Genomic DNA, 24,802 nt, shown 5'->3' on the forward strand with positions numbered 1-24,802 from the left:
GATGTCAGACTCCCATCCGTTTAAGTTCGTTAACCCAGCTTACATAAGGCTCCCCGTAGGCGGTCAAGCGAATGATCCGCTCCGTCTCGCCCTCCGTCTGCATAAAAAGATGCAAATAACGCGGCGGCAGCAGCGGCGTAATCAGGCTTGACCACTCAACCAGCGACACGCCGTCGCCATACAAATACTCATCCAACCCCAATTCATCCGCTTCCGCCATCGAGATGCGGTACACATCCATATGATAGAGCGGCAGCCTGCCGCTGTCATATTCCTTAATTATCGTAAACGTCGGACTGTTGACGATCCCCTCGATACCGAGCGCACGCGCGACCGCCTGCGAGAACCGGGTCTTGCCCGCCCCCAGATCTCCGTCCAGAGCGAGCACCGTGCCGGGCTGACAGCGTTCGGCCAGCTTCGCGGCCAGCCGTTCCGTATCCGCTTCGCTCGCGGAGTAAAAGGCGAATTCCGCTGATTGGTTCATAATTCCCTCCACGACATTCAACTGTTACTGACACCTCATTATACCACAAAAACGCCGTCTCTCCTCACAAGCGGCAATGCTCCAGGCAGGAACCCTCCCGCTGCCTGAGGACTGCCCGTGCCCCGGGATCCTATGTCACTTCTTCCCCCGCATATTCCGCCCCGGATGCGTCATCATCAGCAGCATATTTTCTAACGCCGGCCGCGATGCAGCTGCAATATACGCTTTGCCATCTTCACTAAGATTCCACGTATTTGGCACATGTATATGTATTTTGCAAGGTCTCTCTTTTTACATTTATTGCCCTAATCTTCAGGCTGTTGAGAAAGTCCAGAGGATTTTGGGCATTCATCAGGACTTGTCTCTCAGTAGAAAAATTTGTTCTGATCGAGTGCCTGAAAACTGCACAATGAAATGTCTATCCGATAGGCGAAGTCCTCAAAACTGCACGGTTTCTCAAGGCACGTTGATTCAGTAGGCAAAATCCTGTACAAATACAGCAATTCTGTAGGGACGACTTCACCAGAATGGGAATCCTGTAAAACGGCAGCAATTTCACCCGTTTCTCTTCCACTTAGCTCAAAAGGGCCTAAAATGATGTAGCTGTGCAGCAATTCCTCGAAATGCGGACTCGTTGAGCCGAAATTCCTGTAAAAATAGCAGAAATTCCCTCCACACGTTTAAACCCCAGGAGATTATGATGTCTCCAGAAGGCGATGACGCTCTGAATGCCATGTTTCGATTAGGTAATCACCCCTCCGAAAAAACAGGGGTTTTCCAACAGCCTGAATCTTGCAGGAAGTTTTACTCAGGCGCAAGATCGATTTTGAACTGGACTCGGGAGTGCACCGACACTGGACCTGAGCACCGAGAATTCTATCGGTATTCCCCCTTTACACGACAGGACTCGAATGGTACGATGTTACTAACTAGTTAGTTAGTAATGAGGAGGTTGCCCTATGGCACGCAATACCGCTCAGGAGAGCAAGCGCAAGCTGATGCAATCAGCCGAGAAGTTATTTGCCGCCAAGGGGGTGCGCGGTACAAAGGTCAGCGAGATCGTCGCCGGGGCGGGCTTGACCCAAGCTGCTTTTTATCTGTATTTCACAAGCAAGGACGATCTTGCCGCTCAGCTCCTGCAGCAGTTCAATGAGCAGCTGCTGCGCCTTGGCAACGCCGGTTCGGAGGTGAAGCATCTCCCCGCTTCGGATGTCGAGGCATATATCGTCTCGGCACTAACCGACTTGTTCCGTCTGTTCGGAGAACAGCCCCAGCTGACGAAGATCGCGCTGCAAATCTCCGACGACAGCGATCAGGTGCGGGAACGCATCGTCCGCCAGATCGTCGCCAACATGCTTCATAACCAATCCCTTGGAATCGTCAAGCCGGAGATCGATCCGGAGCTGACGGCCGAATCGATCGTCGCTGCGATGGAGAGACTCGTCTACCGCTATGTGGAGACCGGAGAGAGAACGCCGGAAGAGCTTGGCTCCCATACCGCAAGCCTGTTCCTTCAAGGCATGCTGCTTCATTCGGGGAAGGAGGGTAACCGATGATCGACGCGGTAACCGGTTGGATAGCCGCTCATCTTGATGCCGTCTCGGTCATGTGGCTGTTTCCTATCGTGTTCATGTTCCATGATTTCGAAGAGATCCTTTATGTCGAGCCCTGGCTTCGCCGTCACGGCGACCGCATTCTGGGGCAGATGTCCCCTGTTGCCCGCCGCTTTGCCGCGAGCAGCCTGAAGATGACGACGCGGGATTTCGCGGGCGATGTATTCTGGGTTTTCCTCGTCGTCGTAACGGCGACGCTCGCGGCCGTGCTGTTTTCCTGGTACGACCTGTATCTGATCCTGCTCCTTATCTTCTTCCTGCATGTATTCACCCATATCGGAATGTCCGTCTATACCCGCAGTCTTGCGCCCGGTGTCATCACCGCCGTCCTGCTCGTTCTGCCTTACTCCGGCTATGCCTTCTTCCGCCTGTTCGCGGATCGCGTCATCGCGCCGGAACGGTTGCTGTGGGATGGCCTCGCCGCCATCGTGCTGCTCCCTGCCATCTTCCTCCTTATGTCCCGCTGGCGCAGCCAATTCAGAACTGCGGGCAAATGACAAAACGGGAAGGCCAGACAACGCGCCTTCCCCTGCTCCCGCTCCTGTGCCTGACGCGGAATGTCCAACTTCTGCCCTTTCGCTTATTGCTGCGGCTCCTTCAACCGGTCAACCGCTACCGTCTCGGTATTGAGCGGGTTGTTCCCGACTTGCACCGTCGCCATACCATTGGCGACATCCACGCTCTCGATCCAGACCGGCTGCTCGCCGTCCAGTTGGACAGGGACCGTATCCTTCATTTCCAAAATATGCTTCGCGCGTTGTACATCCATGTTCAAAACCTCCCTTCCACTGCATCTAAGCCTTAACGTGACGCAAAGGCGCCTTTTTCATGCATGCGTAGAAGATAGCGAACTATCGCATACTTACATAGAGAGGTTACACACTGACATATAGGCGGGAACCCCATGAATACAGTGATACAGATGCCGGCACAGCGATGTGCAGGCGAATGAGTGAATAGGCGCGAGGAGGATAATTGATGCATACGGTCTGGAAAGGGGCAATCAGCTTCGGCTTGGTCCATGTCCCCGTCAAAATGCATACCGCCACCGAAGACAAAGACATCTCGATGCGAATGATACACAAGGAATGCGGCAGCCCGCTCTCCTATGTCCGCTCCTGCCCGGTCTGCAAGGAAGAGGTGGGCTGGGACGAGATCGTGAAGGGCTATGAGTATGAAAAAGGAAAATTTGTCCTGTTCGACAAAGACGAGCTGGAGCAGCTGCAGGATGATGCAAGCCGGGCGATCGCGATTCTCGATTTCGTCGACCTGCCCGAAATTGATCCGATTTATTATCAGAAGACGTATTATTTATCTCCCGATCAGGCCGGGAACAACGCGTATCAGCTGCTGCGCGAGGCGCTGGTGCAGACGGGCAAGATCGGCATCGCCAAGGTGACGATCCGGGCGAAGAGCAGTCTCGCGGCCATTCGCGTCATCGAGAATTGCCTCGTCATGGAGACGATGTTCTATCCGGATGAGATTCGCGCGGTCAAGCAGGTTCCGAATATTCCGGAGCATGTGGAGGTCAATCCGAAGGAGCTGGAGATGGCGAAGCTGCTTATCGGCCAGCTGTCGACCGCCTTCCAGCCGGAGCAGTACACGGATGAATACCGTCAGCGCTTGCTGGAGCGGATCGGGCAAAAGATTGCAGGCGAAGAAGTGCGCACCGCGCCGGCCGCCCAGCCGGCCGCCAATGTCGTCGACCTCATGGCGGCGCTGCAGGCGAGCATCGAGGCGATGAAGGGGCCGCGGCCGATCGGCACCGACCCGGGCCCGGCGGCAGCAGCGGCTCCGGCAGCAGCGGCGGAACCGAAGCGGCGTAAAAGAGCCGCACCGGCGGCGGCCGCCGACACGGCTGCCGAGGAAGCCGCACCGCGGCGCAAGAAGACGGCCCGCAAGGCGGAAGCGGGCGCGCAGAAGGCGGCCAATGACGGCGAGGAGCCGGCCGCCACGGGCGGCACGCGGCGCAAGCGGGCGCGGACGGAGACATAATGCCGCGGCCGCCGATGGAAGGCTTGGGACAGCCGCCGGGCCGGGAGGAACGGAACGCCGAAGGCTTCGCCGAGGCGCTCCCTCCATCTCTGGCGCTGCCTGCGGCGCCGATGTCTCCGCTTCGGAGCGACCGCATCCCCGCAGGCGAAGAATGGCTTCACCAACTGAAATGGGACGGCGTCCGGATGCTCGCCCTGTGCGTGCAGGGCCGCGTGCGGCTGTTCTCCAAGCGGATGCTGGAGAAGACGTCCATCTATGCGGACGTGACGGTGATGATGGAAGCGCGGCCCGAGCTTCGGGGGCGTACGCTGCTGCTCGACGGCGAGGTCGTCGTCTTCGATCCGAAGCTGGGACGGCCTTCTTTCCCGTTGGCGCTCCAACGGGAGCGGATGCGCCAGCGGCCCGACGGCGCCCTTCCCGCCGTCTACGTCCTCTTCGACGTGCTCGGCATCGAAGAGCGGAATGTAAGGCGGCTGCCCTATGAGGAGCGGCACCGCTTGCTGCTGGAGCTGTTCCCCGAGAAGCATCCCGCCTGCTTCGTGGCGGATATTTTCGAGGATGGCGATCAATTGTGGGAATGGGTGGAGCAGCACGGCTGGGAAGGCGTCGTCAGCAAAAGGCGAAGCTCCCCTTACCAGGAAGGTAAGCGTCATCAGGACTGGTTCAAGCATAAGAAGGATCTTCTCATCGAGGCCTTGACGGTCGGCTATATGATCAATAACGGCCGTCCGGCGAGCGTCGTTCTTACCGACTTGGAAGGACGCTATATTGGCAAGGCATCTATCGGACTTGATGAGATCCGCCGGCAGCTGCTGGAAGGCTGGGCAGCGCGTTATCCGGCCTCGGGCCCGCCCGGAGGACCGATTCCGGCTCTCCGCCGGGAGCCGATCGTCTGGATGAGTGTGCCGATTCCGTGCCGGGCTGCGGCCCTGGAATATACGCCGACCGGGCAGCTCCGCCATCCGCGCATCGATACGCTGCCGCTGCTGAAGTAACGGGAGCAACGCTACGCGCGAGTTTGAAGGGAACGGCATCAGAATACCGAGAGTACAGGAATGCAGATACAGGAAGGTGGGGCTATGGCCAGCAAAGAACCGCCCGCGTCCTTAATGGTGGAAGGGCATGAAATCCAAATCACGAACCCGAACAAACTGTTGTGGCCGGAAGCGGGCATAACGAAGACGGACTATATCCGGGAAATGATCCGGCTGAGCCCTTATTTGCTGGCGGCGTGCCGCGACCGCTTCCTGACGACAATCCGGTATCCGCATGGCGTTCCGGGGGAGTTTTTTTACCAGAAAAACGTGCCGCCTGGCGCCCCCTCCTTCGTCGAGACAGCGATGTCCGGGGATATCCGCTATATCGTGCTCCAAAATGTGCCTACGCTGCTGTGGCTCGCCAATCTGGCCTGCATCGAGTTCCATCCTTCGCTGCACCGCATCGGCGACCCGCTCCCGGCCGAATGGATTATCGACCTGGATCCGTCCGTTCGGGAGGAGGAGCGGATTATGGAGGCCGCCTGGATCGTAGGCGAAGCGATGGAGCGGATCGGCATCCGGACGATCCCGAAGACGTCCGGCGCCACCGGCGTGCAGCTGGTCGTGCCGATCAAGCGCGGCCCGACCTTCATGCAGCTCCGCGAGCTGGGCGAGATGCTCGCCATCTATCTGTGCGAGCTTCACCCGCAGCTGTTCACGATCGAGCGTCTGAAGAAGAACCGGGGCACCCGCATTTATATCGATTACATGCAGCATGATGCCTCCCGAACGATCGCAGCGCCGTACACGCCGCGGGCGACGCCGTATGCCTCGGTGTCGATGCCGCTTACCTGGGACGAGGTGAAGCGCAACCCGAAGCCGCGCGATTACCATCTGCTGAATGCCGCCGATCGGCTCGCCCAGGTCGGCGACCTGATCCGCGAAGCCGAGCCGCTGGCGATCGAGCCGATTCTGAAGGCATTCTCCAGCCAGATTCAAGCCATTCGGTCCCGAAAAGGCTAATTTCCGTACGTACCCTCAAATTAGAGAGAGAGAGGCTACAGCAGAGGCGACAGCAGCCGCATAACCGCCTCAGCGGCGCGCTGTCCGCGCGAGCGGGTCACGAACTGGTTGTAATCGATCTCGACGCTGTCTTCGAAATCGCGCAAAAAATCTTCCTCCAGCCGTTCGACCGCCGAAGCTTCGAACAGCACCGCATTGACTTCGAAGTTGCTGAAGAAGCTTCGCATATCAAGATTCGCCGTCCCCACGCATCCCAAGGTCCGGTCCATGAGGAAGGTTTTGGCGTGCGCGAAGCCTTTCTGATACTGATAGAAGCGGACACCCGCCTGCAGCAGCTCCTCCACGTAAGAGCGGGATGCCCAATCGACGAGGCGGGAGTCCGACTTGCCCGGAATAATGACGCGGACATCGAGGCCGCTGACGGCAGCCATCTTAAGCGCGAGCCGCACGCTGGCATCGGGAACGAAGTAAGGCGTAATGATCCAGACCCGTTCCCGCGCTGAACTGAGCACGCCGAAGAACAGCTCCTGAATCGCATCCCAGCTTGCGTCCGGGCCACTTGAGATCATCTTCACCTGCTCCGTCCCCTTGCATTGGTGCGGCGGGAACAGCTCCCGCAACGCCAGTGACTGCCCGGTCACGAACGTCCAGTCGTGCAGGAAGATCGCCTGCAGCGCATATACCGCATCTCCTTTCACCTGCAAGTGCGTATCGCGCCAAAAGCCAAGCTTGCGGTCCAATCCCAAATAATCGTCACCGATATTCATTCCGCCGACAAAGCCGATCCGGCCGTCTACGATAAGCAGCTTCCGATGATTGCGGTAATTGAGGCGGCGGCGGAAAAACGAAACCGACAGCGGCAAGAACCAGTGGAATTCCACGCCCGCTTCCTTGAACGTCCGCAAATATTTGCGGCGCAGCTCGATGCTGCCGACGCCGTCGACCACGACCCGCACCTTGACCCCTTCCTTCGCCCTGGCGATGAGCGCCTGCTGGAAGACGGTGCCGATGCCGTCGTCCCGCAATATATAGAATTCCATATGAATATGATTCTTCGCTTCTCGAATAGCGGTCAACATCGCTTCGAACGTCGCTTGTCCGTTCGTCAGCACCCGCGTCTCGTTGGAGCTCGTAATCGGGCTTTCCGACAAAGAAGACATGAGCGAGAATAACCGCTCCTGCGTATGCATTTCCGGGTTATTCAGCTCATCCGGACGGTTCACCGTCTGGATGCGGAGATGACCGATCCGGTTCTCCGGATGCGCCCAGCCTCCCCTTTTCCGCACCCGCAGCCGGGCCGTATATTCCTGGGCGAGGAAGTAGTACATGACGAAGCCGATCAGCGGGAAGCAGAACAGAATCAGCAGCCAGGCGACCGTCTTGGAAGGATGCTTGTACTCGAGCAGCACGATCGTAAAAATTTGAAATATGTATATGAGCAAGGCGACTACCAGCCATAACATCAATTTTTCTAACCTCCGCCTGTCATTGACCTCGTTGCCTTTGCAGGACTTATTTCTTGTATTACATCAGAGCGGACGTCCTGTCAACTCTGCCCATTCGGCTGTCCCTATCCTTTCATTCCTGTCCGATCAACCTGTCCTTCAAATCCCCTCAGGTTGTCCTTATCCTGTTCTGGCGCCCCACCCTTCCAGTCCCCTCGGGCTGTCCCTATCCTGTTCTGGCGCCCCATCCTTCCAAGCCCCCCGGTCACCCTATCCTTCCAGTATTGTGTATTTTTCGGCGCAATCATACGTGCAAAATCGTTCATTCGGACAGATATCCGTTCTGTATGGCAGGACACTGGAATAGAGTGCAATAGATAGACTTTGCAGGATTACGCGGAATCTGAGGTGATGTGATGAAAGGGCGTTGGTGGAATGGCCGTATGACACTGCTCGTCATCCGCGACGCGGAACAAGCGGTTAAGCAGATGAATGTGCCGAAAATGCTCGTTGTCTCCGTCCCGATTGCCGCCGTTTTGTCGATATCGGGTCTGGTGCTGAGCATGCAGTGGAAGGCCGCGGCGGAGATCCGCGAATTGGAAGGCTTGCTGTCTCATCAGTCCGAGGCGCTTGAAGTTACGGTCAAAGACAAGGACGAAGCGATTCAACGGCTGCAAAACGAGATCGTCCGCCTCTCTTCGGAGACCGAGACCGTCAAGCAGCGGATCAATCACATGAGCAGTCTGGAAAAGCAATTGGAAGACTTCGTGGAAGGAACCTCCGGCTTACCTAAGGAAAGCGGCGAGGAGCAGGCCCGCTTCGTCCGCACCACCGCCTGGAACGAACAGCGGCAGGTCGGCGGCGAGGAGATTGGCGTCGGTATGGAGCAGATGCTGCAATTGGCCAAGCGCTCGCGGCTGGATCTCGTCCAGATGCAACGCATGCTCTCCTCCCTGCAGCGCAGCGCGCCGACCGTATTGAATCAAGCGCAGAAGAAGCAGGAACTCATCGCGGGAACACCGTCCGTCTGGCCGACAAAGTCACGTCGCCTGACCTCCAGCTTCGGGTACCGGAAGGACCCGTTGACCGGATATGCCGCTTTCCATGCCGGCATCGACATTGGCGGCGAGACGGGCGACTCCGTCCTCGCAGCGGCTGAGGGAGAAGTGATTGAAGCCGGCTTCAACGCTTCGCGGGGCAATTATATTATTATCCGGCACGTCAACCAATTGGACACCTGGTATATGCATCTGCAGCAGATTCACGTCTCCGTGGGCGACAAGGTCGGCAAAGGCGATACGATCGGCGCGCTGGGCACGACCGGCCGCAGCACCGGGCCGCATCTCCACTTCCAGATAGTCCAGCGGGGCGAGCCGATTGATCCGCTGCCATTCCTGAACAATGCAACCGCAGACACCCCGGCAGAGGGAAGGCCCGTGAAGGTCTCTGCCGCCTCCAGCGCTTCAGGGGGGTCTGGGGAGTCGTGGGCATCTGGAGACCGTAGAGGTTCCGAGGGTGTCAGAAGCTCCGGAAGTTCAGGAAGGTCAGGAGGTTCTGGAGGTTCTGGAGATTCTGAAGGCTTTGGAAGTTCTGGAGGTTCTGGAGGCTTTGGAAGTTCCAGAAGTTTCGGAAGCCCCGGTCCCGGGAATTCCCCGCCATCCGTCAAGAGACTGTCGCCGCTGCCGATGTGGATTACGGGAAATGAGCAAGCCTACGGAACATAAACTGGGGCACAAGCAAGCCAAATCTGTCTAAGCAGGAGGGATTACGATGTTTCAACGCTCATCCCAGCGTATCAAGCCAACGGATACGTTCATCGGCCACGGCACCGATATGAACGGCACCGTTCACTCCGAGTCGAATGTGCGCATCGACGGGAAATTTACGGGCGAGTTGAGCAGCAGCGGCACGATCACCGTCGGCGAGCGCGGAGAGGCGCACTCCACCCTGATCGGCCGCCATGTCGTCGTCGCGGGGATCGTCGTCGGCGATATCAAGACGACGGGCAAGCTGCTTATCACCTCGTCCGGACAGGTGCTGGGCCACTGCGAATCGGGGCTGCTTGTCGTCGAGGAAGGCGGCATCTTGAACGGCACGAGCATGGTGGATCGGGAGGTGAAGGAAGGCACTGCAGCGAACGGCGCTGCCGCCGCCCACGAGCCGCCCGAACGGGAACGCGGAGAGAAGAAGGACGACGAGGCGGCTGTCGCAGAAAAGCAAGCGGGCTAACCAAGCCGCTTGCTTTTTTTCGGGGCCTCTCTGTCTCTTTTCCCGATAAGGAGATGATCTGGCCCCGCTATGTAATTCCGTATTCAATTCGTTCATACAATGCATCTCTTGCTTCGAGCTCGTCATCATGTGAGTTCTTGCCTTTTTCCTTCAATTCTTACGGCAGCCAGCGCGATTGCTTGGCCAACATACGGTATACACGTGAGCTTGTACTCTCCAAATGGACAAACTAGCCAAAGTGTCTATACATAAGTGGACAAAAGGGGGATATGATCTCACCAAGGAAAAGTGTCAATATATAGATATATCTCTGCATGTTCCCACTACATATGGTAGACCCTGAGACAGAGGAAACGATATCTCTTTTTCAAAAGTGTGTCCACTATTTGAAAGACATATTTTCTCATTTTCCATCATACAGGGACAGTGTGTAGTTGCTCCCAATATCGTAACCTGACACCCGCTCTCCGCCCGCTTCTTCGCCATCCGCCAGCCGCCTTAGCCCTTATTCCTTACTCGCTCCCTTCCTATCCCTATTCTTCTTCCCCCTCTGCTCTCTCCTTCCACTCTGCCCCCTTTCATCCTTCTTCCCAAGGCTGTTTTCTTCCCTGCTCCCGACAGGACTCTTGCCGGGAGATGGCAGCCGTTGTCGGTTAGTGCAGGGAATCATAGGGCAAGTCCGTCAGCCGGACGCGCCACATCCGGTTCAACGGCGGATGCTTCGAGACACATGGCTCGCACCCGCCTACCGGAATATCGCCGCAGAAGCCCGTCCGAAATACCAGCATCGCTTCCTCATTCGCCAGCAGGCGCTGGCAGCCCAGGCATTTCACTGCCGTGTGCAACTGCTTCGCTCTCATTTGCTTGCTCCCCTCGTCCGGAATTGATTCACTCCTGTATCCCCCGCGTTGCCGCGTTCTCGCCGGACACATTCCGCCGTTCTGCCCCGGTCACGTCCGGCGGCGACGACTCGCCCGGCATCGGCTTGGGCCAGGGCGGATAGCGCAGCCGCTCCACCCTGTCCAGCTCCGGGCGGCAGCAGCTTCGCCACAGCCGGCGGGCCTGCTCCTCCGCCGGTTCGGCGGGACGCTCCCGCCAGAGGGGGACCCCGCCGCGCGCCGCCCAGAGCTGCGCGTATTCCGCCACCCGGTACGGCACATAGCGTACCGGCCGCTTCATCGGCGCGAACAGCTCCGCGAGCGCCGCCAGCGGCTGCCCGTCCGCCGTGCCGAGGAGGACGGTGCCGGTCGCCTGCAGCCAGGCGGGAGGCAGATACGCGACATCGGTCGCCGCACCTGCCTCCCCGCTCCCGCGCAGGCGCTCCGTCGAGCCGGGCGCAGCCGCCGGCGCGGCCACGATGGCGAGGCGCATCGCATCCGCAAGCGCAGCGCCGCCCGGCCAGGAGCCCGGCACGACGACGGCATCGGCACGGCGGACGGCGTAGTCCGCATGCACCGTGCACAGCATGCGGTCGGCGCAGACGCGGCGCCAGCGCTCGGCCTCTTCGGCTTCCGGGAGGACGAGCCAGACGTCATGGCCGAGCTTCCTCAGCCGCCAGGCCAGGTCCAGGCCCCCCTCCCGCGCTCCCAGTACGGCGCATCGCATGCCTTTCCCTCCTTTGCCGCCGTCATTCCTTGCGAAGCGGACCGTTCGCGGCATAACGGCGCAAATAATCCGCCAGCGCTTCGCGCCACGGGCGCATCGGCGGAAAGCCGTTCAAGCGCAGCGCCCATCCCTCCAGGGCCGAGAAAGACGGCCGCCGGGCAGGACGGGGGAATTGCGATGTCGGCACCGAACGCACCTTGACGGACAATCCCGCCTCGTCCATAATTGCGAGCGCAAATTCATACCAGGAGCAGATCCCGGCATTCGTGACATGATACGTTCCAAAGCGGTTTGTCCGCAGCAGCCGCAAGATCATCTCGGCCAAATCAAGCGTATACGTAGGGCACCCCGATTGATCGTGCACCACTTTCAGCTCCGGCTGGACCGCCGCCTGACGCAGCATCGTCTTGACGAAGTTATTGCCGTGCGGCCCATATACCCAAGAAGTGCGAACAATGAAGGAGGACGGCTGCAGAAGCTGCACGAACCGCTCCCCTTCCCGCTTCGACGCGCCATATACATTGATCGGGCGAGTGCGGGCCGTCTCGTTGTACGGCTTGGTCGCCCGGCCATCGAACACATAATCCGTGCTGACGTAGATGAGCTTCGCACCGACCTGGCTGGCTGCCGCCGCGACATTGCGCGAACCGAAGGCGTTGACTTGATACGCCAGATCCGGGTTCTGCTCTGCTTCATCCACCTTCGTAAAAGCAGCGGCATGAATGACGGCGAATGGCCGATCCCGCAGAAATATCCGCAGAACCTCCTCCGTATCCGTCACATCCAGCTCCTGGCGGCCATAGCCCCGGGCCGGCACACCATAGCGGCGCAGCACCGCCATCATATCTTTGCCGAGTTGGCCCTCCGCTCCGGTAACGAGTACAATTCCTCCCTGATTCATCGTCTCATCCACCTCGTTCCAGACTGGACAGGAAGAACGTCTCGGCGTCTTCCAGCAGCGGCAGCGCCTTGTCCTTGTCCGACATTATCGGATTCGATGCCGGCCACGGAATCCCGAGGGCGGGATCATCCCACCGGATGCCCCGATCCCATTCCGGCGCATAGTGGGCATCCACCTTGTACATCACCTCGGTATCATCCACCAAGCTGCAGAATCCGTGGGCATAGCCCGGCGGAATCAGGAGCTGACGCTTGTTGGCCGCGCTCAGAATCACGCCGATCCATTGGCCGAACCGCGGAGAGCCGCGGCGGATATCGACCGCCACATCGTAGATGGCGCCGGCGAGCACCCGCACCAGCTTCGTCTGCGCCATCGGCTCCAGCTGATAATGCAGCCCGCGAATCGTGCCGGCCCGGACAGAGAGCGAATGATTATCCTGCACGAACGTCTGCGGAATACCGCAAGCCTCCCATTTTTCGCGATGATAGCTTTCCATAAAAAAACCGCGTCCGTCTTCAAACACCTGCGGCTCCAACATCAAAACGCCGTCCAGCGACGTAGTTATGATTTTCATAAATCCCAACTCCTTGTTCTGACGAATCGGACGGTTCAGACGCTTGGCCGCGCCCCTATTGCGGGACAGCCTCGCCGAGCGCTGATTACCTCTGCCCTCATCCTATGCAGAACCGCAGCGCAGCGTCTGTATGGCTGGAATCATATCGACGCCTACTCATATATATGCCCGCGGATGCCAAACGATGATCCCGCCGAGAACGGCCCGGAACGATCCAAGCCGGACGGTATGCTCATTGCGCCCCGGATGCAACCGGCCTATAATGAGACGGAAACCGGCCGCAAAAGACGAGCCCCTCACGGGCGCCTCACGACTGGCAGGAGTGCTAGAGCCGCACCGGTTCAACGCGGCCGCACATCCGGGACCGAATACGGTATCGGACATACGTATCCGAAGCAAAGGAGGGGCAATAATATGGAGCTGGGAAGCCGCTTGGGGCAGCTGCGCGAGCGCAGCGGCTGGACGCAGGAAGACATGGCAGAGAAGCTCGGAATTACGCGGGCGGCTCTATCGCATTACGAGAAGAACCGGCGCAAGCCCGACTTCGATACCTTGATACGAGCAGCCGATCTGTTCGGCGTATCGGTTGATTATTTGATCGGCCGCCTCCCTTGCGGGGACATTCCGCCGGATTCGGAGCCCGCGGAAGCCGCCCCCGGGATCGAGCTGGCGGATCCGGCGGCGCTGAGCCGCCTTCGCTTCGAGGTTGACGGGGAGCCATTGACTTACGAGGAGGCGCGCCGATTCGTCGCCTTCGTGCGGGCGGAGCGGATGATGCGGTAGGGGGAACGGGGGCGAATCCTTTCGGCAGCAAGCCCTTTCCCCTTTCAGCAGCTGCAAAATCCTGCAAAAGCGCAGGATTGGCGCTATACCCGCTTTTCGAAAACGAAAAACCGGCTAATGTCAGGCTGTTGGAAAACCCCTGTTTTTTACGAAGGGGTGGAGAGGTCCATTTACACAATTAAAACTCGGCGCTCAGAGCGTGCGTTTTAAGTCGACTTTTCTACGGAGAGACGAGATCCACCATATAAAAAAATGAAATAGCAAGAAATTCCCATAGACTTCTCAACGGCCTGATTTTACGGGATCCAAGAGAGACCGCGTCGGATCCTGGGGGCATCATCGCCTCCAGGAGGTATCATCGCCTCGTTGCCTTCAGGAGGCCTCGTTGCCTCTCGGGGCCTGAACGTGTGGAGGGAATTGCTGCTATTTTACAGGAATTTCGGCTCAATGAGTCCACATCCCAAGGAATTGCTGCAAATCTACATCATTTTAGGCCCTTTTGCTTCAAGTCGAAGCGAAACGGGTGAAATTCCTGCCGTTTTGCAGGATTCCCTTTCTGGTAAAGTCGGCCATATCAAATTGCTGTATTTGCGCAGGATTTCGCTTACCGATTAGGCGCGTCTGGAGAAATCATGCCGTTTTCAGGCTGTTGGAAGCCCCCTGTTTTAACGAAGGGGTGGAGATTGTCCATTTTCCTGCTCAAAACTTGGCCCCCTAGCGTTTTACATTGATTTTTTCTACGGAGAGACGAGATCTGCCACACAAAAATGAAATGCCACACAATCCCTTGGACTTTCTCAACAGCCTGCAAATGTACATCAATTTTCCCTCTTATCGCTCGAAATGGGATATAACATGAGAAAAACCTGTATTTTTGCAGGAATCATACCGAAAATGCCCTCTACCGCCATAAAATGATGTAATATCGCAGGATTGATAGCTCGGTGCGTCAATCGAAGCACAATCGGCCCAAAAGAGACGGCCATGCACATTCTAAACGACATAAAAAAGACACCCCCGCCTTGTACGCGAGGATGTCCCGTTGAGTTCGTGAAGCTATCTTACTGGATCTATGTTACTGAAACTAAGTTAGCGGATCTATGTTGCTGAAACTATACTAGTGAATTTATGCTGCTGAAACTATGCTAATGGAGCTATGTTACTGAAACGACTAGTGCTAAAACTATGCTGGCGAAGCTCTCTAACGAAACTATGCTGATGGAGTTCTGTCAGTAATGCTAGGGAATCTATGTTAGTGAAGCGATGCTTGCGCTCGACCCTTACCCGCGCATCATCATGTCATGCTGCGGAGAACGCTCCTTGCGCTGCAGCGCCGCATGCGCCACGAAGCTGAGGATGGCCAGCACCGCGATGAGCACGGAGATGAACGACACCCCGTCGAGGCCGCCGTGATCGTAGGTCAGGCCAAGCATATACGGGCCGATCATGCGCCCGATGGAAGCAATCCCCCCGGACACGCCCATATAGAAGGGCGCATCCCGTCCAGCGCGGGCCGACAGGAAGGCCGGCACCGCCGGGGAGACCAGCATCTCGCCCAAGGTAGCGAGCGCCATCGCCAGCAAGAAGCCGCTGTAGAAGGGCAGGAACCAGATGACGATATACGCCAATCCGTAAAATATCGCGCTCCATGTCAGCTGCGACGTCAACGGCACCGCGATCGTCCGCTTCATCCAGGACGTGATCGGCTGCGCCGCGAAGATAAGCACTCCGTTCAGCGTCCACAGCAGGCTGTACATGGAGAAGTTCATCCCTTGATCCGCAATATGCGGCGCAACCCCGGTTCCCCAGAGGGAATTGGCGAGCCAGATGAACAAGCTTCCTACCGACATGAACAGGTAGATCCGGTAGGCGGACAGCTTCTCCCACAGACTGCGCTCAGGCAGAACGCCCCGTTGGGCCCGGGCGGCAGCTGTCTTCTCCTCCCTGTTGGCTCCATCCGCAGTGTCTCCCTTCACGGACGATCCATCCGCCACCGAACCATTCACCGCCGCTCCATTCACGGCGCCGGCCGCAGCCGCCTCCTCGTTCTGCCCCCGCAGGAAGCGGTAGAAGAACAGGGCGAAGCCGGCGGACGTCAGCCCGTTAAGCACGAACGTCAGGTTGAAGGAGATATCCGCCAACACCCCGCTCAGCGCGGTGCCCAGCGCGACCCCGACATTATTCCCGACGTAGATGACGTTGAACAGCTCATCCCGCCGATCCGCCCAGCGGAAGCCGACGAACGACTGGATCGCCGGCATCGACGCCGAGTTGGTCAGGCCAAGCACCGTCATCGTCGTCACGTACAGCCACCAGTCGGCATGCGCCGTCACGACCAGCGACAGCTGCAGCAGGGAAGTGGCGGCCAGCGCGCCGATAAGCAGCCTCCGCACCCCGAGGCGGTAATACACTCCCCCCGCCCAACAGCTGGCCGAAAAATCCGCCCAGCATCTGCATCAAAATAACGAAGCCCGCATCCGCCAGCGGCCGGTTCAGCTGCGTATGCACGAACAGTGTCGTCAACGGCCACATCAGCGCGCCGCCGGTCGAGTTGATCATGCTGGCCCATATAAATACTTTCATTTCCCCTGTATATTTGCTCATCATGCCGCGCGGCATCAGTTTCATATCGATTCACCGTCAGTTCCCCGGAAGTCAGGCCTTCCCGCCAACGGGCAATAGCCTTGTTCCGCCGCCGGCCCCGAAGGGCTCGCACGGCGAAACAAGGCTATCGTAACATATTTTAGTTGCCTCCGGCACGTGTCAAATCTTTTACATTGGCCATAAATGCCGCATGTAGCGCATCCTTGCCCGTCATTCCGGACGCTTCTGCGAGCGCAATATGCTCCCGCATCCGCTTGTAATCCTTCGGAATGACCCGGACGAATTGCTGACGCGTCAATTCCCAGCGCGCGAGCAGACATTCGGCAAGATCGCTGCCAGTGTAGGAAGCATGCCGTTCCAACATGCGGCGAACCTGCTCTTCCTCCGCGTCCGAATCAAGCCGCTCCAGCAGGACCATCTCCAGATTGCAGCGTCCGGCGAAGACGCGTTCCGGATCGAGCACATAGGCGATGCCGCCGGACATTCCGGCCGCGAAGTTGCGTCCGGTCGGGCCCAGGACGACGACCGTTCCGCCGGTCATATATTCGCAGCCGTGATCGCCGACGCCCTCGACGACCGCTTCGGCGCCGGAGTTGCGCACCGCGAACCGCTCGCCCGCCATACCGCGGATGTATACCTCGCCGCCGGTTGCGCCGTACAGCGCCGTATTGCCGATGATGACATTGTCCTCCGGCCGGAACGTCGCTTCCGCCGGCGGCTGCACGATCAGCTTGCCGCCGGACAGCCCTTTCCCGACATAGTCGTTGCAGTCGCCCACGACGGTCAGCGTCACGCCAGGCGGCACGAATGCGCCGAAGCTCTGCCCTGCCGAGCCGTGGAAGCTGTACCGGATCGTGTCCTCCGGCAAGCCCGCGGCACCATAGCGGCGCGTAATCTCGCTGCCGAGCAGCGTGCCGGTCGCCCGGTCCTCGTTGCAGATGGCGAACACCCCTTCCACCGGATGGCGGTGCTCCAGCGCCAGCTTGGCGCGCGGGATCAGCTCCCGGGCATCGAGGGTCGCGGCCAGCTCCCGCTCCTTCCGCTTGGCCATCGCTTCCTTGTCAGCCGCGGCGCCGTTCCCGGCGGCGCTGGACGGGCGGTGAAGGAGCGGCGACAGATCCAGATGCCGCAGCTTTTCATGGCGCTGCATCTCCGCGCCGACCTGCAGCAGGTCGGTGCGGCCAATCATCTCCTCCAGCGAGCGGAAGCCAAGCTCCGCCATCAGCTCCCGCAGCTCCTCGGCGATGAAGCGCATGAAGCGGACGACATGCTCCGGGTCGCCCTTGAAGTTTTTGCGCAGCTCCGGATTCTGCGTCGCTACCCCGACCGGGCACGTATCAAGCTGGCAGACCCGCATCATGACGCAGCCGAGAGCAACCAGCGGCGCGGTGGAGAAGCCGAATTCCTCGGCCCCGAGCATCGCGGCGACAGCAACATCGCGGGCGGTCATCATTTTCCCGTCCGTCTCCAGCACGACGCGCTCCCGCAAGCCGTTCAGCAGCAGCGTCTGGTGCGTCTCGGCCAGGCCGAGCTCCCACGGGAGGCCCGCATGGCGGATCGAGCCTTGCGGGGACGCTCCCGTGCCGCCGTCATAGCCGCTGACCAGGATGACATCGGCCTTGCCCTTGGCAACCCCGGCGGCGATCGTCCCTACGCCCGCTTCCGAGACGAGCTTCACATTGATGCGGGCGCGCGGATTGGCGTTTTTGAGATCGAAGATCAGCTCCGCCAGATCCTCGATCGAATAAATATCATGATGCGGCGGCGGCGAGATGAGTCCGACGCCAGGCGTCGAGCCGCGCACTTCCGCGACCCACGGATACACTTTGCGGCCCGGAAGCTGTCCGCCCTCGCCCGGCTTGGCGCCCTGCGCCATCTTAATCTGAATCTCATCGGCCTCCACCAAATAGTGCGAGGTGACGCCGAACCGCCCGGAAGCGACCTGCTTGATCGCGCTCCGCCGGTAGTCCCCGTTCTCATCCCGCTGATAGCGCGCCGGGTCCTCGCCGCCTTCGCCGGAGTTCGAACGCCCGCCGATTCGGTTCATCGCGATGGCCAGACTCTCATGCGCCTCCTTCGATATCGAGCCGAACGACATCGCCCCCGTCTTGAAGCGGCGCAATATGTTCTCGGCAGGCTCCACTTCCTCCAGCGGAACCGCAGGACCGTTCGGCTTCAGCTCCAGCAAGGAGCGCAGCGTATAATGGCGCTCGCCCTCGCCCTGCACCCGCTTCGAATAAACCTTGTACTGCGCATAATCGTCGTTGCGGCACGCCTGCTGCAGCGCATGGATCGTGTGAGGATGGTACAGATGCTCCTCCCCGTCCCGCCGCCATTGGTACTCGCCGCCGGGATCCAGGGTCCGGTCGCGGTGCTCAGCGGTGAACGCCCGCTCATGCGGCTGCAGCGCTTCCCGGGCGACCTCCTCGATTCCGATTCCCCCGATGCGGGACGGCGTTCCGGTAAAGTACTGCTCCACGAACGCCTGGTCCAGACCGACCGCTTCAAAAATTTGCGCCCCGCGGTACGATTGAATCGTCGAGATCCCCATTTTGGACAGCACTTTGACAATGCCTTTGATGGCCGCTTTCCGGTAATTTTTCACGGCCTGCTTCGGCGAGACGCCGGCGAGCAGCCCTTCCCGGATCATATCCTCGATCGACTCGAACGCCAGATACGGATTGATCGCGCTTACGCCGTAGCCGAGCAGCAGCGCGAAATGATGCACTTCCCGCGGCTCGCCCGATTCCAGCAGCAGGCTGACCTTCGTCCGCGTCCCCTGCCGGATGAGATGGTGATGCAGGCAGGATACCGCCAGCAGCGCCGGAATGGCCGCTTCCTCCTCGCTGACGCCGCGGTCGGAGAGGATAAGCAGATTATGCCCCTTCCCAATGACCCGGTCCGCCGCTTCGCACATTGTATGAAGCGCCTCGCACAGGCCGTCCGTCCCCCGGGACGCCGTGAACAGGATCGGCAGCGTGATCGCCCGGAAGCCCGGCAAGCGGATATGGCGCAGCTTCGCGAATTGCTCGTTCGACAGAATCGGGTTCTCGATCTTAATCTGGTGGCAGCTCTCCGGCCCCGGCGCCAACAGATTCCGCTCCGGACCGATGGTCGTGCCCGTCGCTGTCACAATCTCTTCCCGAATCGCATCGATCGGCGGGTTGGTGACCTGGGCGAACATTTGCTTGAAATAGTTGTACAATCGCTGGGGACGGCGGGACAGCACGGCCAGCGGCGCATCATAGCCCATCGAGCCGATCGGCTCCGCCCCGCTGGAAGCCATCGGCTCCAGCACCTTGCGAAGATCCTCGAATGTATAGCCGAACGCCTGCTGGCGGCGGCGCACGCTCACATGTTCCGGAGCGGGCATCCGCGGCGCATCCGGTACCTCTTCCAGATCGACGAGATGCTCATCCAGCCACTGCCGGTACGGCTGTTCACCGGCGATGGCAGACTTCACCTCTTCATCGGAGATGATCCGGCCCTGCTCCGTATCGACCAGCAGCATCCGTCCCGGACGAAGGCGATCCTTGCGGAGCACCTGCTCCGGCGCGATGTCGACGACTCCGGTCTCCGAGGAGAGGATAATGACATCGTCCTTCGTCACCCAGTAGCGGGAAGGACGCAGCCCGTTCCGATCGAGAATCGCCCCGATCTGGACCCCGTCGGTGAACGCCATCGCGGCGGGTCCGTCCCACGGCTCCATCAGACAGCTGTGGTATTCATAGAACGCCCGCTTCGCCTCGTCCATCCGCTCGTCATTGGCCCATGGCTCCGGCACCATCATCATGGCGACATGAGACAGCGGCCGTCCCGCAAGATACAGAAATTCCAGCGCATTGTCGAACATGCCCGTATCGGAGCCGTCCCCGTGGATGACGGGAAGCACCTCCTTCAGTCCGACGCCGAACGCCTCGGATTCGAACTGCTTCTCACGGGCATTCATCCAATTGACGTTGCCGCGGAGCGTGTTGATCTCCCCGTTGTGGATCATGTAACGGTACGGATGGGCCCGCTCCCAGCTCGGGAACGTATTCGTGCTGAAGCGCGAATGGACCAGCGCCAGCGCCGTATCCAGCGACTCATCCTGCAAATCCAAATAAAAACGGCCGAGCTGCTCCGTCGTCAGCATCCCTTTGTACACGATCGTGCGGCTGGACAGGCTCGCGATATACATCCCGCCGCCGCTTGCGCCCGCCGCATAGCGGATCGTGCGCTCCGCGCGCTTGCGGATCACATACAGCTTCCGTTCGAAATCAAGCGGGCTTCCCGCTCCTTCCCGCAGCCCGCGGCCGATAAAGACTTGCCGGATGCACGGCATCGCTCCAAGGGCGGTGGCCCCCAATCCGCCCGCATTCACTGGCACCGTCCGGAAGCCGAGCAGCGTCTGCCCTGCTTCCTCAATCAGTCTGCCGAAATCCGCTTCCTGTCCCGCACGGATCGAGTCATCCGGGGAGAGGAAGAGCATGCCGACAGCATAGTCTCCGGGCGGAGGGAGCTCCCCTCCTTGAGCGGCCATCGCTTGCGCGAAAAATGGATGGGGAAGCTGAAGCATGATTCCCGCCCCGTCCCCGGTATTCGGCTCGCTGCCTTGACCGCCGCGATGCTCCATCCGGACGAGCATGCCCAACGCTTGCCGGACGATATCATGGGACCGCTTGCCCTTGATATGAGCGACAAAGCCCATGCCGCATGCATCTTTTTCGAATTGGGGATCATACAAGCCTTGCTGTGGAGGTAAACCATTCGGCTTCATGAGGGCACCGTCCTTTCCTGATGAAAATGTATTCTGTACATACGAAATCACATATTTATGCATTTGTATTGTTTCATCATTTTATCATCATGTTTTTTTTAGAGCAATTGAATGTTTTTATGGATCCGATAACTTCTTCGGATATCGGGATTACGCCTATATTATAAGTATTGCACATTAAATTTGCATACAGAAACATCCTTGCCCCCAATTTGCACCCATTGATATTTCTTTTGCACAATACTACATATTATTAATTAATTCACAAGAATCCCCCCAATCATTTCCTGAAAAGATTGAATTTTTATTCATTAATGCGAATAAAAAAACTGCATCTCCCTTTTTCCGGAAGATACAGTCTGCGATTCACGCTCTATTATGGAATTTTTCCCCTTTCAGCCCCACATGCTGATTAAGGCCATTCCGGCCGCGACAATCGTCGATGCGACCAGCCGCTTCTTGCCCTGCTTCTCCTTCAGAATCCAATACCCGAGAAGGGTACCGATAACAATGCTGAATTCGCGTATCGGCGCCAGATGAGCCAGCGGCCCCAAAGTCATCGCGAACAGGAATAGCAGATACGATCCTGGCGAAATAACGGCGCCGAGCCCAATCGTGCTCCAGTTCGTCCGCCATTCGCGCCGCAGCAGCCCGGCCCGCTTCACGGCAGGCGCCAGGAAGATAACGGCCCCGATGTTCGAAATCTCGATCAGCCCGAGCGGGCTGAAAAATTCGACGACGGCTTTGTCGGTCAAGGTGTATGCGGCAGTGCACATGCCGACGGAGGTCGTCAAGGCCAGCGCAATCCACCACGACTTGTCCTTCTGCTTCACGGAGAGCATGCCGCTCAAGCCGAACAGCCCTCCCACGATCAAGCTCCACCCGACCCAGCCGATTACCGACATGCTCTCCCCGTAGAGGGAGACGCTGACGAGCGGCACGAGCAGCGCGGCCGTCCCCCGCATCATCGGATACACCTGCGACAGCTCGCCTGACTTGTACGCCTGGGACACCAGATACAGATAGGTTCCCTGCAGCAGGAAGGATACGATAAGGAGCAGCGCATGTCCCCATGTCCAGGTCATCGCGATCAGATCGCGGATAAAAAAAGGCAAAAACAAAACAGTGGCAACCGCATGGAGCGAGAACAAGAACGATTCCTTGTGCAGGCTGCGCTTGGCGAATAAGTTCCATAACGCATGCGTGAATGCGGATGCGATGACGAGCAAAAGGCCATAAACCATCATGTTTTGCGTTCCTTCTTTCGTGTCGCCATCCCTTAGCCAGGGACGATTAGTCCGGTACCATGAAATAATGCTATTGTATCACATTCGCCGTGAACGACAAGACGTTATTTGAATCCGCTGCCAATGCAAAAACACCGGCACGCGGTTTTCCTTCCACGCCGAGGCTGGCCTGTCATATACGGACGGCCTGCCGCTTCTTAGGAAGCCGGCAGGCCGTACATTATTGCTTTATTTCACGCTGACACGCAGCGACGTGCTCTTGCCCTCGAAAGTCAGCTTCACGCTGGTCGAGCCTTTCGACACGGCCTGCACGCTGCCCCGCTCCACCTTCACCTTCGTGTTGGATGGCACGAACGTAACAGAGGAAGTAACATCGACGACTTCCCCGGTGTCGTAGATCGCCTTCACCTTCCAGTTCGCTTTCTGGCCGGCGGTCAGCTTCAGGCTGCCCGGTTCGGCAATCAGCTTCGTGAGCTTCGGCTTCACCGTGACAGGCACTTCCAGCTTCTGCCCCTGGAACTCGCCGGTCAGCAGCGTGCTGCCGATAGCGACTCCCTTGACGGACGTGCCTTTCACTGTCGCTACCTTTTCATTGTCCGACTTCCAGTTCACCTTGGATCCGAGCGATACCTTCTTCCCGTTCTTGTAGTAGCCCGTTACCTTGATGCTCTGGCTCTTCTTCACATTCAAGGTAAGCTTCTCCGGTTCAATCTCGAAGCGGACAACCTCTTCTTCAACCGTGACTTTGACCGAGATTTTGACATTGGCATAGGTTCCGTTCAACGTCACCTTGCTTGCCACCAGTCCTTTGATCTTTCCACCCACGACAATCAGATTCGGAGAGCTCGATTCCCATTTCACTTCGGAGGTGATATTCTCCTCATCCCCGTTCATATAGATGACCGTCACATCCGGGACCGCCTGCTCCCGTCCCGTCACGATATTCATTTCCGCCGTGTTGGACTGGAGAATGAGCGCCTTGCGCTTCACGGTCACTTCCATCGAAATCGTATGATCGCGCACGGTCGCGGTTAGAGTAGCCGTGCCCCGGCTCTCCGCCTTCATTTTCTCGTCTTTAATGGAAATGACGCCCGGGTTGGAGCTTGTCCATACCGCCAGATCGGATACATCTACGGTGTCTCCCCCCAGCGTAACCGCGCTTACCTTCGGCAGGCTCTGAGATTCTTCCATATAAATATCCATCTTGCGGATGCCGTCATTATCTTTATCCTTGTCTTCCTCCGGCCATTTCAGCTTGTCGATCGCCGGAATGACATTCACTTCAACCGATTTGGACAGTCCTTTGTACTTCGCTGTCACGGTCGCCGTGCCGGCTGCCTTGGCATAGACCTGGCCCTGCTCAACCGTCACGGCCATCACATTGCTTGATGTCCATTCCGCGAGATGCGTGACCTCTTGCTGCGTGTCGGCCGAGTTCAGGACGAATGTCTGCACTTGCAGCGGCGCGTCGCCCAGGAGCATCGTCTGCTTCTTCTCCGGCGAGATCCGCATCGCTTGGTACGATGGACGCACGACGACCGAGACCGACTTCGTCGCGCCCAGATAGGTGGCTGTAATGGTGGCCGAACCGACGCCGATCGGCTTGACAACGCCGTCCTTCACTTCCGCGACGCCGCTGTCGCTCGTCGACCAATCCGCCTTGTCGGTTACATCCTCCAGACTGCCATCCTTCGTCTTCGCCTTCGCGATTACGTTGACCGCCGCATCGCCGAATTCAAATTCAATCAGCTTGTCCGGGGACAAGGTCAACTCTTCATACGGAAGCTCGACCTTGATCTTGATTTTGCTGCTCAAGCCTTTATGCTTGACGGTGATCTCGGCTTCGCCCTTGTCCTTCAGCGTAAGCTTGCCCTTGTTCACTTCGACGACGCTCGAATTGGAAGAGCTCCAGGAAGCGTCGGAGGTCACATCGTTCTCCGTCTTGCCGTCATTGTCGTAAGCAAACGCCTTCCAATTCGGCTTCATGCCGAGGTAAAGAGTCGTTTCTTTGTCGATATCTACGCCGGTGTCTGCTGAGCGTATGCTCAATTCATCATACATATAATTAGAGACGACCGTCTTCTTCAAGGTATACCCTTGGTACTTCGCCGTAATCTCCGAAGTCCCCTTGCCGGCGCCCTTTACCCAGCCCGCGTCTACCGTGACCGCGCCCGGATTGGAGGAGCTCCAGTTCGCCTGGCCGGTCACATCCTTCTGTTCTCCCTTGATCGTGCCGATCAGCTTCAATTGAACGGACTCTCCATCCACGATGACATGAATCGGCGATACATCAGATTCAAAGTGGACGTCGGTTACCGTCTCCGCTGCGTTAGCCACTCCATGGAACGGCAGCAAGCCGATCACAAGCGCGCATACCAACACGACGCTGAGCCACGAAGTTCTTTTCCACGTTGGGTTCACTCGTTATCTTCTCCCTTCCAGCCTTGCCCTGCACTAAAAATACAAATTACTGATAGTTAATATAACGGACAAAAGACGTCAAAATGTTACCTCATAACAAAAAAATATAAGCGGCGATTCTCGATTTAGGGCTTCTTTCCTA

General features: G+C 58.4%; 20 protein-coding genes. 9 read left to right on the top strand and 11 right to left on the bottom strand.

Going from position 1 to position 24,802, the window contains the following annotated elements:
• Positions 1-4 precede the first annotated feature (4 nt).
• Positions 5-484, bottom strand: a complete 480-nt coding sequence (gene tsaE / locus NNL35_RS28455; protein WP_040731209.1) for a tRNA (adenosine(37)-N6)-threonylcarbamoyltransferase complex ATPase subunit type 1 TsaE — start codon at positions 482-484, stop codon at positions 5-7.
• A gap of 959 nt (positions 485-1,443) precedes the next feature.
• On the opposite strand from tsaE, the gene NNL35_RS28460 reads away from it, so the two are divergent.
• Positions 1,444-2,040, top strand: a complete 597-nt coding sequence (locus NNL35_RS28460) for a TetR/AcrR family transcriptional regulator (protein WP_006679344.1) — start codon at positions 1,444-1,446, stop codon at positions 2,038-2,040.
• Entirely contained in the window at positions 2,037-2,594 is a 558-nt protein-coding gene (locus tag NNL35_RS28465) for an HXXEE domain-containing protein (protein ID WP_006679343.1), read from the top strand. The genes NNL35_RS28460 and NNL35_RS28465 overlap by 4 nt, the downstream gene beginning before the upstream one ends.
• A gap of 83 nt (positions 2,595-2,677) precedes the next feature.
• On the opposite strand, the gene NNL35_RS28470 is transcribed toward NNL35_RS28465, so the two are convergent.
• On the bottom strand, positions 2,678-2,866 hold the full coding sequence (locus NNL35_RS28470; protein WP_006679342.1) for an H-type small acid-soluble spore protein: 189 nt from the start codon (positions 2,864-2,866) through the stop codon (positions 2,678-2,680).
• Between the two features lie 209 nt (positions 2,867-3,075).
• On the opposite strand from NNL35_RS28470, the gene ku reads away from it, so the two are divergent.
• The 3 genes from ku (at position 3,076) to ligD (ending at position 6,092) form a co-directional block, all read left to right on the top strand.
• Positions 3,076-4,092 (top strand): non-homologous end joining protein Ku, encoded by a 1,017-nt coding sequence (gene ku, locus NNL35_RS28475; protein ID WP_006679341.1) that lies wholly within the window; start codon positions 3,076-3,078, stop codon positions 4,090-4,092.
• A gap of 14 nt (positions 4,093-4,106) precedes the next feature.
• Positions 4,107-5,087, top strand: coding sequence for an ATP-dependent DNA ligase (locus NNL35_RS28480; protein ID WP_254553933.1), 981 nt, complete (start codon positions 4,107-4,109; stop codon positions 5,085-5,087).
• 84 nt (positions 5,088-5,171) lie between these two features.
• Positions 5,172-6,092, top strand: a complete 921-nt coding sequence (gene ligD / locus NNL35_RS28485) for a non-homologous end-joining DNA ligase (RefSeq protein ID WP_006679339.1) — start codon at positions 5,172-5,174, stop codon at positions 6,090-6,092.
• A gap of 35 nt (positions 6,093-6,127) precedes the next feature.
• Here ligD and cls read toward each other — a convergent pair whose 3' ends face one another.
• Positions 6,128-7,555 carry a cardiolipin synthase gene (gene cls, locus NNL35_RS28490; protein WP_006679338.1) on the bottom strand — a complete coding sequence of 476 codons (1,428 nt, stop codon included), beginning with the start codon at positions 7,553-7,555 and terminating at the stop codon, positions 6,128-6,130.
• Between the two features lie 398 nt (positions 7,556-7,953).
• On the opposite strand from cls, the gene NNL35_RS28495 reads away from it, so the two are divergent.
• Positions 7,954-9,261: a M23 family metallopeptidase gene (locus NNL35_RS28495; RefSeq protein ID WP_238535450.1), complete on the top strand. Its 1,308-nt coding sequence runs from the start codon at positions 7,954-7,956 to the stop codon at positions 9,259-9,261.
• 46 nt (positions 9,262-9,307) lie between these two features.
• Positions 9,308-9,766 carry a bactofilin family protein gene (locus NNL35_RS28500; RefSeq protein ID WP_006679335.1) on the top strand — a complete coding sequence of 153 codons (459 nt, stop codon included), beginning with the start codon at positions 9,308-9,310 and terminating at the stop codon, positions 9,764-9,766.
• A gap of 653 nt (positions 9,767-10,419) precedes the next feature.
• Here NNL35_RS28500 and NNL35_RS28505 read toward each other — a convergent pair.
• The 4 genes from NNL35_RS28505 to rfbC are packed head-to-tail and all read right to left on the bottom strand — an operon-like array spanning position 10,420 to position 12,846.
• Positions 10,420-10,626, bottom strand: coding sequence for a hypothetical protein (locus tag NNL35_RS28505; protein ID WP_006679334.1), 207 nt, complete (start codon positions 10,624-10,626; stop codon positions 10,420-10,422).
• Positions 10,627-10,654: 28 nt separating this feature from the next.
• Positions 10,655-11,371 carry a hypothetical protein gene (locus NNL35_RS28510; protein WP_006679333.1) on the bottom strand — a complete coding sequence of 239 codons (717 nt, stop codon included), beginning with the start codon at positions 11,369-11,371 and terminating at the stop codon, positions 10,655-10,657.
• Between the two features lie 22 nt (positions 11,372-11,393).
• The gene (rfbD, locus tag NNL35_RS28515; protein WP_006679332.1) at positions 11,394-12,272 is read right to left on the bottom strand and encodes a dTDP-4-dehydrorhamnose reductase; all 879 of its coding nucleotides are present in this window, start codon (positions 12,270-12,272) and stop codon (positions 11,394-11,396) included.
• Positions 12,273-12,276: 4 nt separating this feature from the next.
• Positions 12,277-12,846 carry a dTDP-4-dehydrorhamnose 3,5-epimerase gene (gene rfbC, locus NNL35_RS28520; RefSeq protein ID WP_006679331.1) on the bottom strand — a complete coding sequence of 190 codons (570 nt, stop codon included), beginning with the start codon at positions 12,844-12,846 and terminating at the stop codon, positions 12,277-12,279.
• A 414-nt stretch (positions 12,847-13,260) separates the two neighbouring features.
• Between rfbC and NNL35_RS28525 the strand changes: the two genes are divergently transcribed.
• Both NNL35_RS28525 and NNL35_RS28530 read left to right on the top strand, forming a co-directional pair.
• Positions 13,261-13,629 carry a helix-turn-helix domain-containing protein gene (locus tag NNL35_RS28525; protein ID WP_254553934.1) on the top strand — a complete coding sequence of 123 codons (369 nt, stop codon included), beginning with the start codon at positions 13,261-13,263 and terminating at the stop codon, positions 13,627-13,629.
• 447 nt (positions 13,630-14,076) lie between these two features.
• Positions 14,077-14,244 (top strand): hypothetical protein, encoded by a 168-nt coding sequence (locus NNL35_RS28530; protein WP_254553935.1) that lies wholly within the window; start codon positions 14,077-14,079, stop codon positions 14,242-14,244.
• A gap of 665 nt (positions 14,245-14,909) precedes the next feature.
• On the opposite strand, the gene NNL35_RS28535 is transcribed toward NNL35_RS28530, so the two are convergent.
• The 4 genes from NNL35_RS28535 to NNL35_RS28550 all read right to left on the bottom strand — a co-directional run bounded on the left by NNL35_RS28535 (position 14,910) and on the right by NNL35_RS28550 (position 24,660).
• Entirely contained in the window at positions 14,910-16,040 is a 1,131-nt protein-coding gene (locus NNL35_RS28535; protein WP_238535359.1) for an MFS transporter, read from the bottom strand.
• Positions 16,041-16,372: 332 nt separating this feature from the next.
• Positions 16,373-20,992 (bottom strand): glutamate synthase large subunit, encoded by a 4,620-nt coding sequence (gene gltB, locus NNL35_RS28540; RefSeq protein WP_006677524.1) that lies wholly within the window; start codon positions 20,990-20,992, stop codon positions 16,373-16,375.
• Between the two features lie 395 nt (positions 20,993-21,387).
• On the bottom strand, positions 21,388-22,239 hold the full coding sequence (locus tag NNL35_RS28545; RefSeq protein ID WP_006677523.1) for an EamA family transporter: 852 nt from the start codon (positions 22,237-22,239) through the stop codon (positions 21,388-21,390).
• 228 nt (positions 22,240-22,467) lie between these two features.
• Positions 22,468-24,660, bottom strand: a complete 2,193-nt coding sequence (locus NNL35_RS28550) for an Ig-like domain-containing protein (RefSeq protein WP_006677522.1) — start codon at positions 24,658-24,660, stop codon at positions 22,468-22,470.
• Between the last annotated feature and the right edge of the window lie 142 nt (positions 24,661-24,802).

This window comes from Paenibacillus dendritiformis, from assembly GCF_945605565.1.
Classification (GTDB): Bacteria; Bacillota; Bacilli; order Paenibacillales; family Paenibacillaceae; genus Paenibacillus_B; species Paenibacillus_B dendritiformis_A.

Excerpts from the sequence above, each read along its gene's own strand:
- tsaE (WP_040731209.1), bottom strand. The coding sequence starts at position 484 with ATGAACCAATCAGCGGAATTCGCCTTTTACTCCGCGAGCGAAGCGGAT.
- NNL35_RS28460 (WP_006679344.1), top strand. The coding sequence starts at position 1,444 with ATGGCACGCAATACCGCTCAGGAGAGCAAGCGCAAGCTGATGCAATCA.
- NNL35_RS28465 (WP_006679343.1), top strand. The coding sequence starts at position 2,037 with ATGATCGACGCGGTAACCGGTTGGATAGCCGCTCATCTTGATGCCGTC.
- NNL35_RS28470 (WP_006679342.1), bottom strand. The coding sequence starts at position 2,866 with ATGGATGTACAACGCGCGAAGCATATTTTGGAAATGAAGGATACGGTC.
- ku (WP_006679341.1), top strand. The coding sequence starts at position 3,076 with ATGCATACGGTCTGGAAAGGGGCAATCAGCTTCGGCTTGGTCCATGTC.
- NNL35_RS28480 (WP_254553933.1), top strand. The coding sequence starts at position 4,107 with ATGGAAGGCTTGGGACAGCCGCCGGGCCGGGAGGAACGGAACGCCGAA.
- ligD (WP_006679339.1), top strand. The coding sequence starts at position 5,172 with ATGGCCAGCAAAGAACCGCCCGCGTCCTTAATGGTGGAAGGGCATGAA.
- cls (WP_006679338.1), bottom strand. The coding sequence starts at position 7,555 with ATGTTATGGCTGGTAGTCGCCTTGCTCATATACATATTTCAAATTTTT.
- NNL35_RS28495 (WP_238535450.1), top strand. The coding sequence starts at position 7,954 with ATGAAAGGGCGTTGGTGGAATGGCCGTATGACACTGCTCGTCATCCGC.
- NNL35_RS28500 (WP_006679335.1), top strand. The coding sequence starts at position 9,308 with ATGTTTCAACGCTCATCCCAGCGTATCAAGCCAACGGATACGTTCATC.
- NNL35_RS28505 (WP_006679334.1), bottom strand. The coding sequence starts at position 10,626 with ATGAGAGCGAAGCAGTTGCACACGGCAGTGAAATGCCTGGGCTGCCAG.
- NNL35_RS28510 (WP_006679333.1), bottom strand. The coding sequence starts at position 11,371 with ATGCGATGCGCCGTACTGGGAGCGCGGGAGGGGGGCCTGGACCTGGCC.
- rfbD (WP_006679332.1), bottom strand. The coding sequence starts at position 12,272 with ATGAATCAGGGAGGAATTGTACTCGTTACCGGAGCGGAGGGCCAACTC.
- rfbC (WP_006679331.1), bottom strand. The coding sequence starts at position 12,846 with ATGAAAATCATAACTACGTCGCTGGACGGCGTTTTGATGTTGGAGCCG.
- NNL35_RS28525 (WP_254553934.1), top strand. The coding sequence starts at position 13,261 with ATGGAGCTGGGAAGCCGCTTGGGGCAGCTGCGCGAGCGCAGCGGCTGG.
- NNL35_RS28530 (WP_254553935.1), top strand. The coding sequence starts at position 14,077 with ATGAGTCCACATCCCAAGGAATTGCTGCAAATCTACATCATTTTAGGC.
- gltB (WP_006677524.1), bottom strand. The coding sequence starts at position 20,992 with ATGAAGCCGAATGGTTTACCTCCACAGCAAGGCTTGTATGATCCCCAA.
- NNL35_RS28545 (WP_006677523.1), bottom strand. The coding sequence starts at position 22,239 with ATGATGGTTTATGGCCTTTTGCTCGTCATCGCATCCGCATTCACGCAT.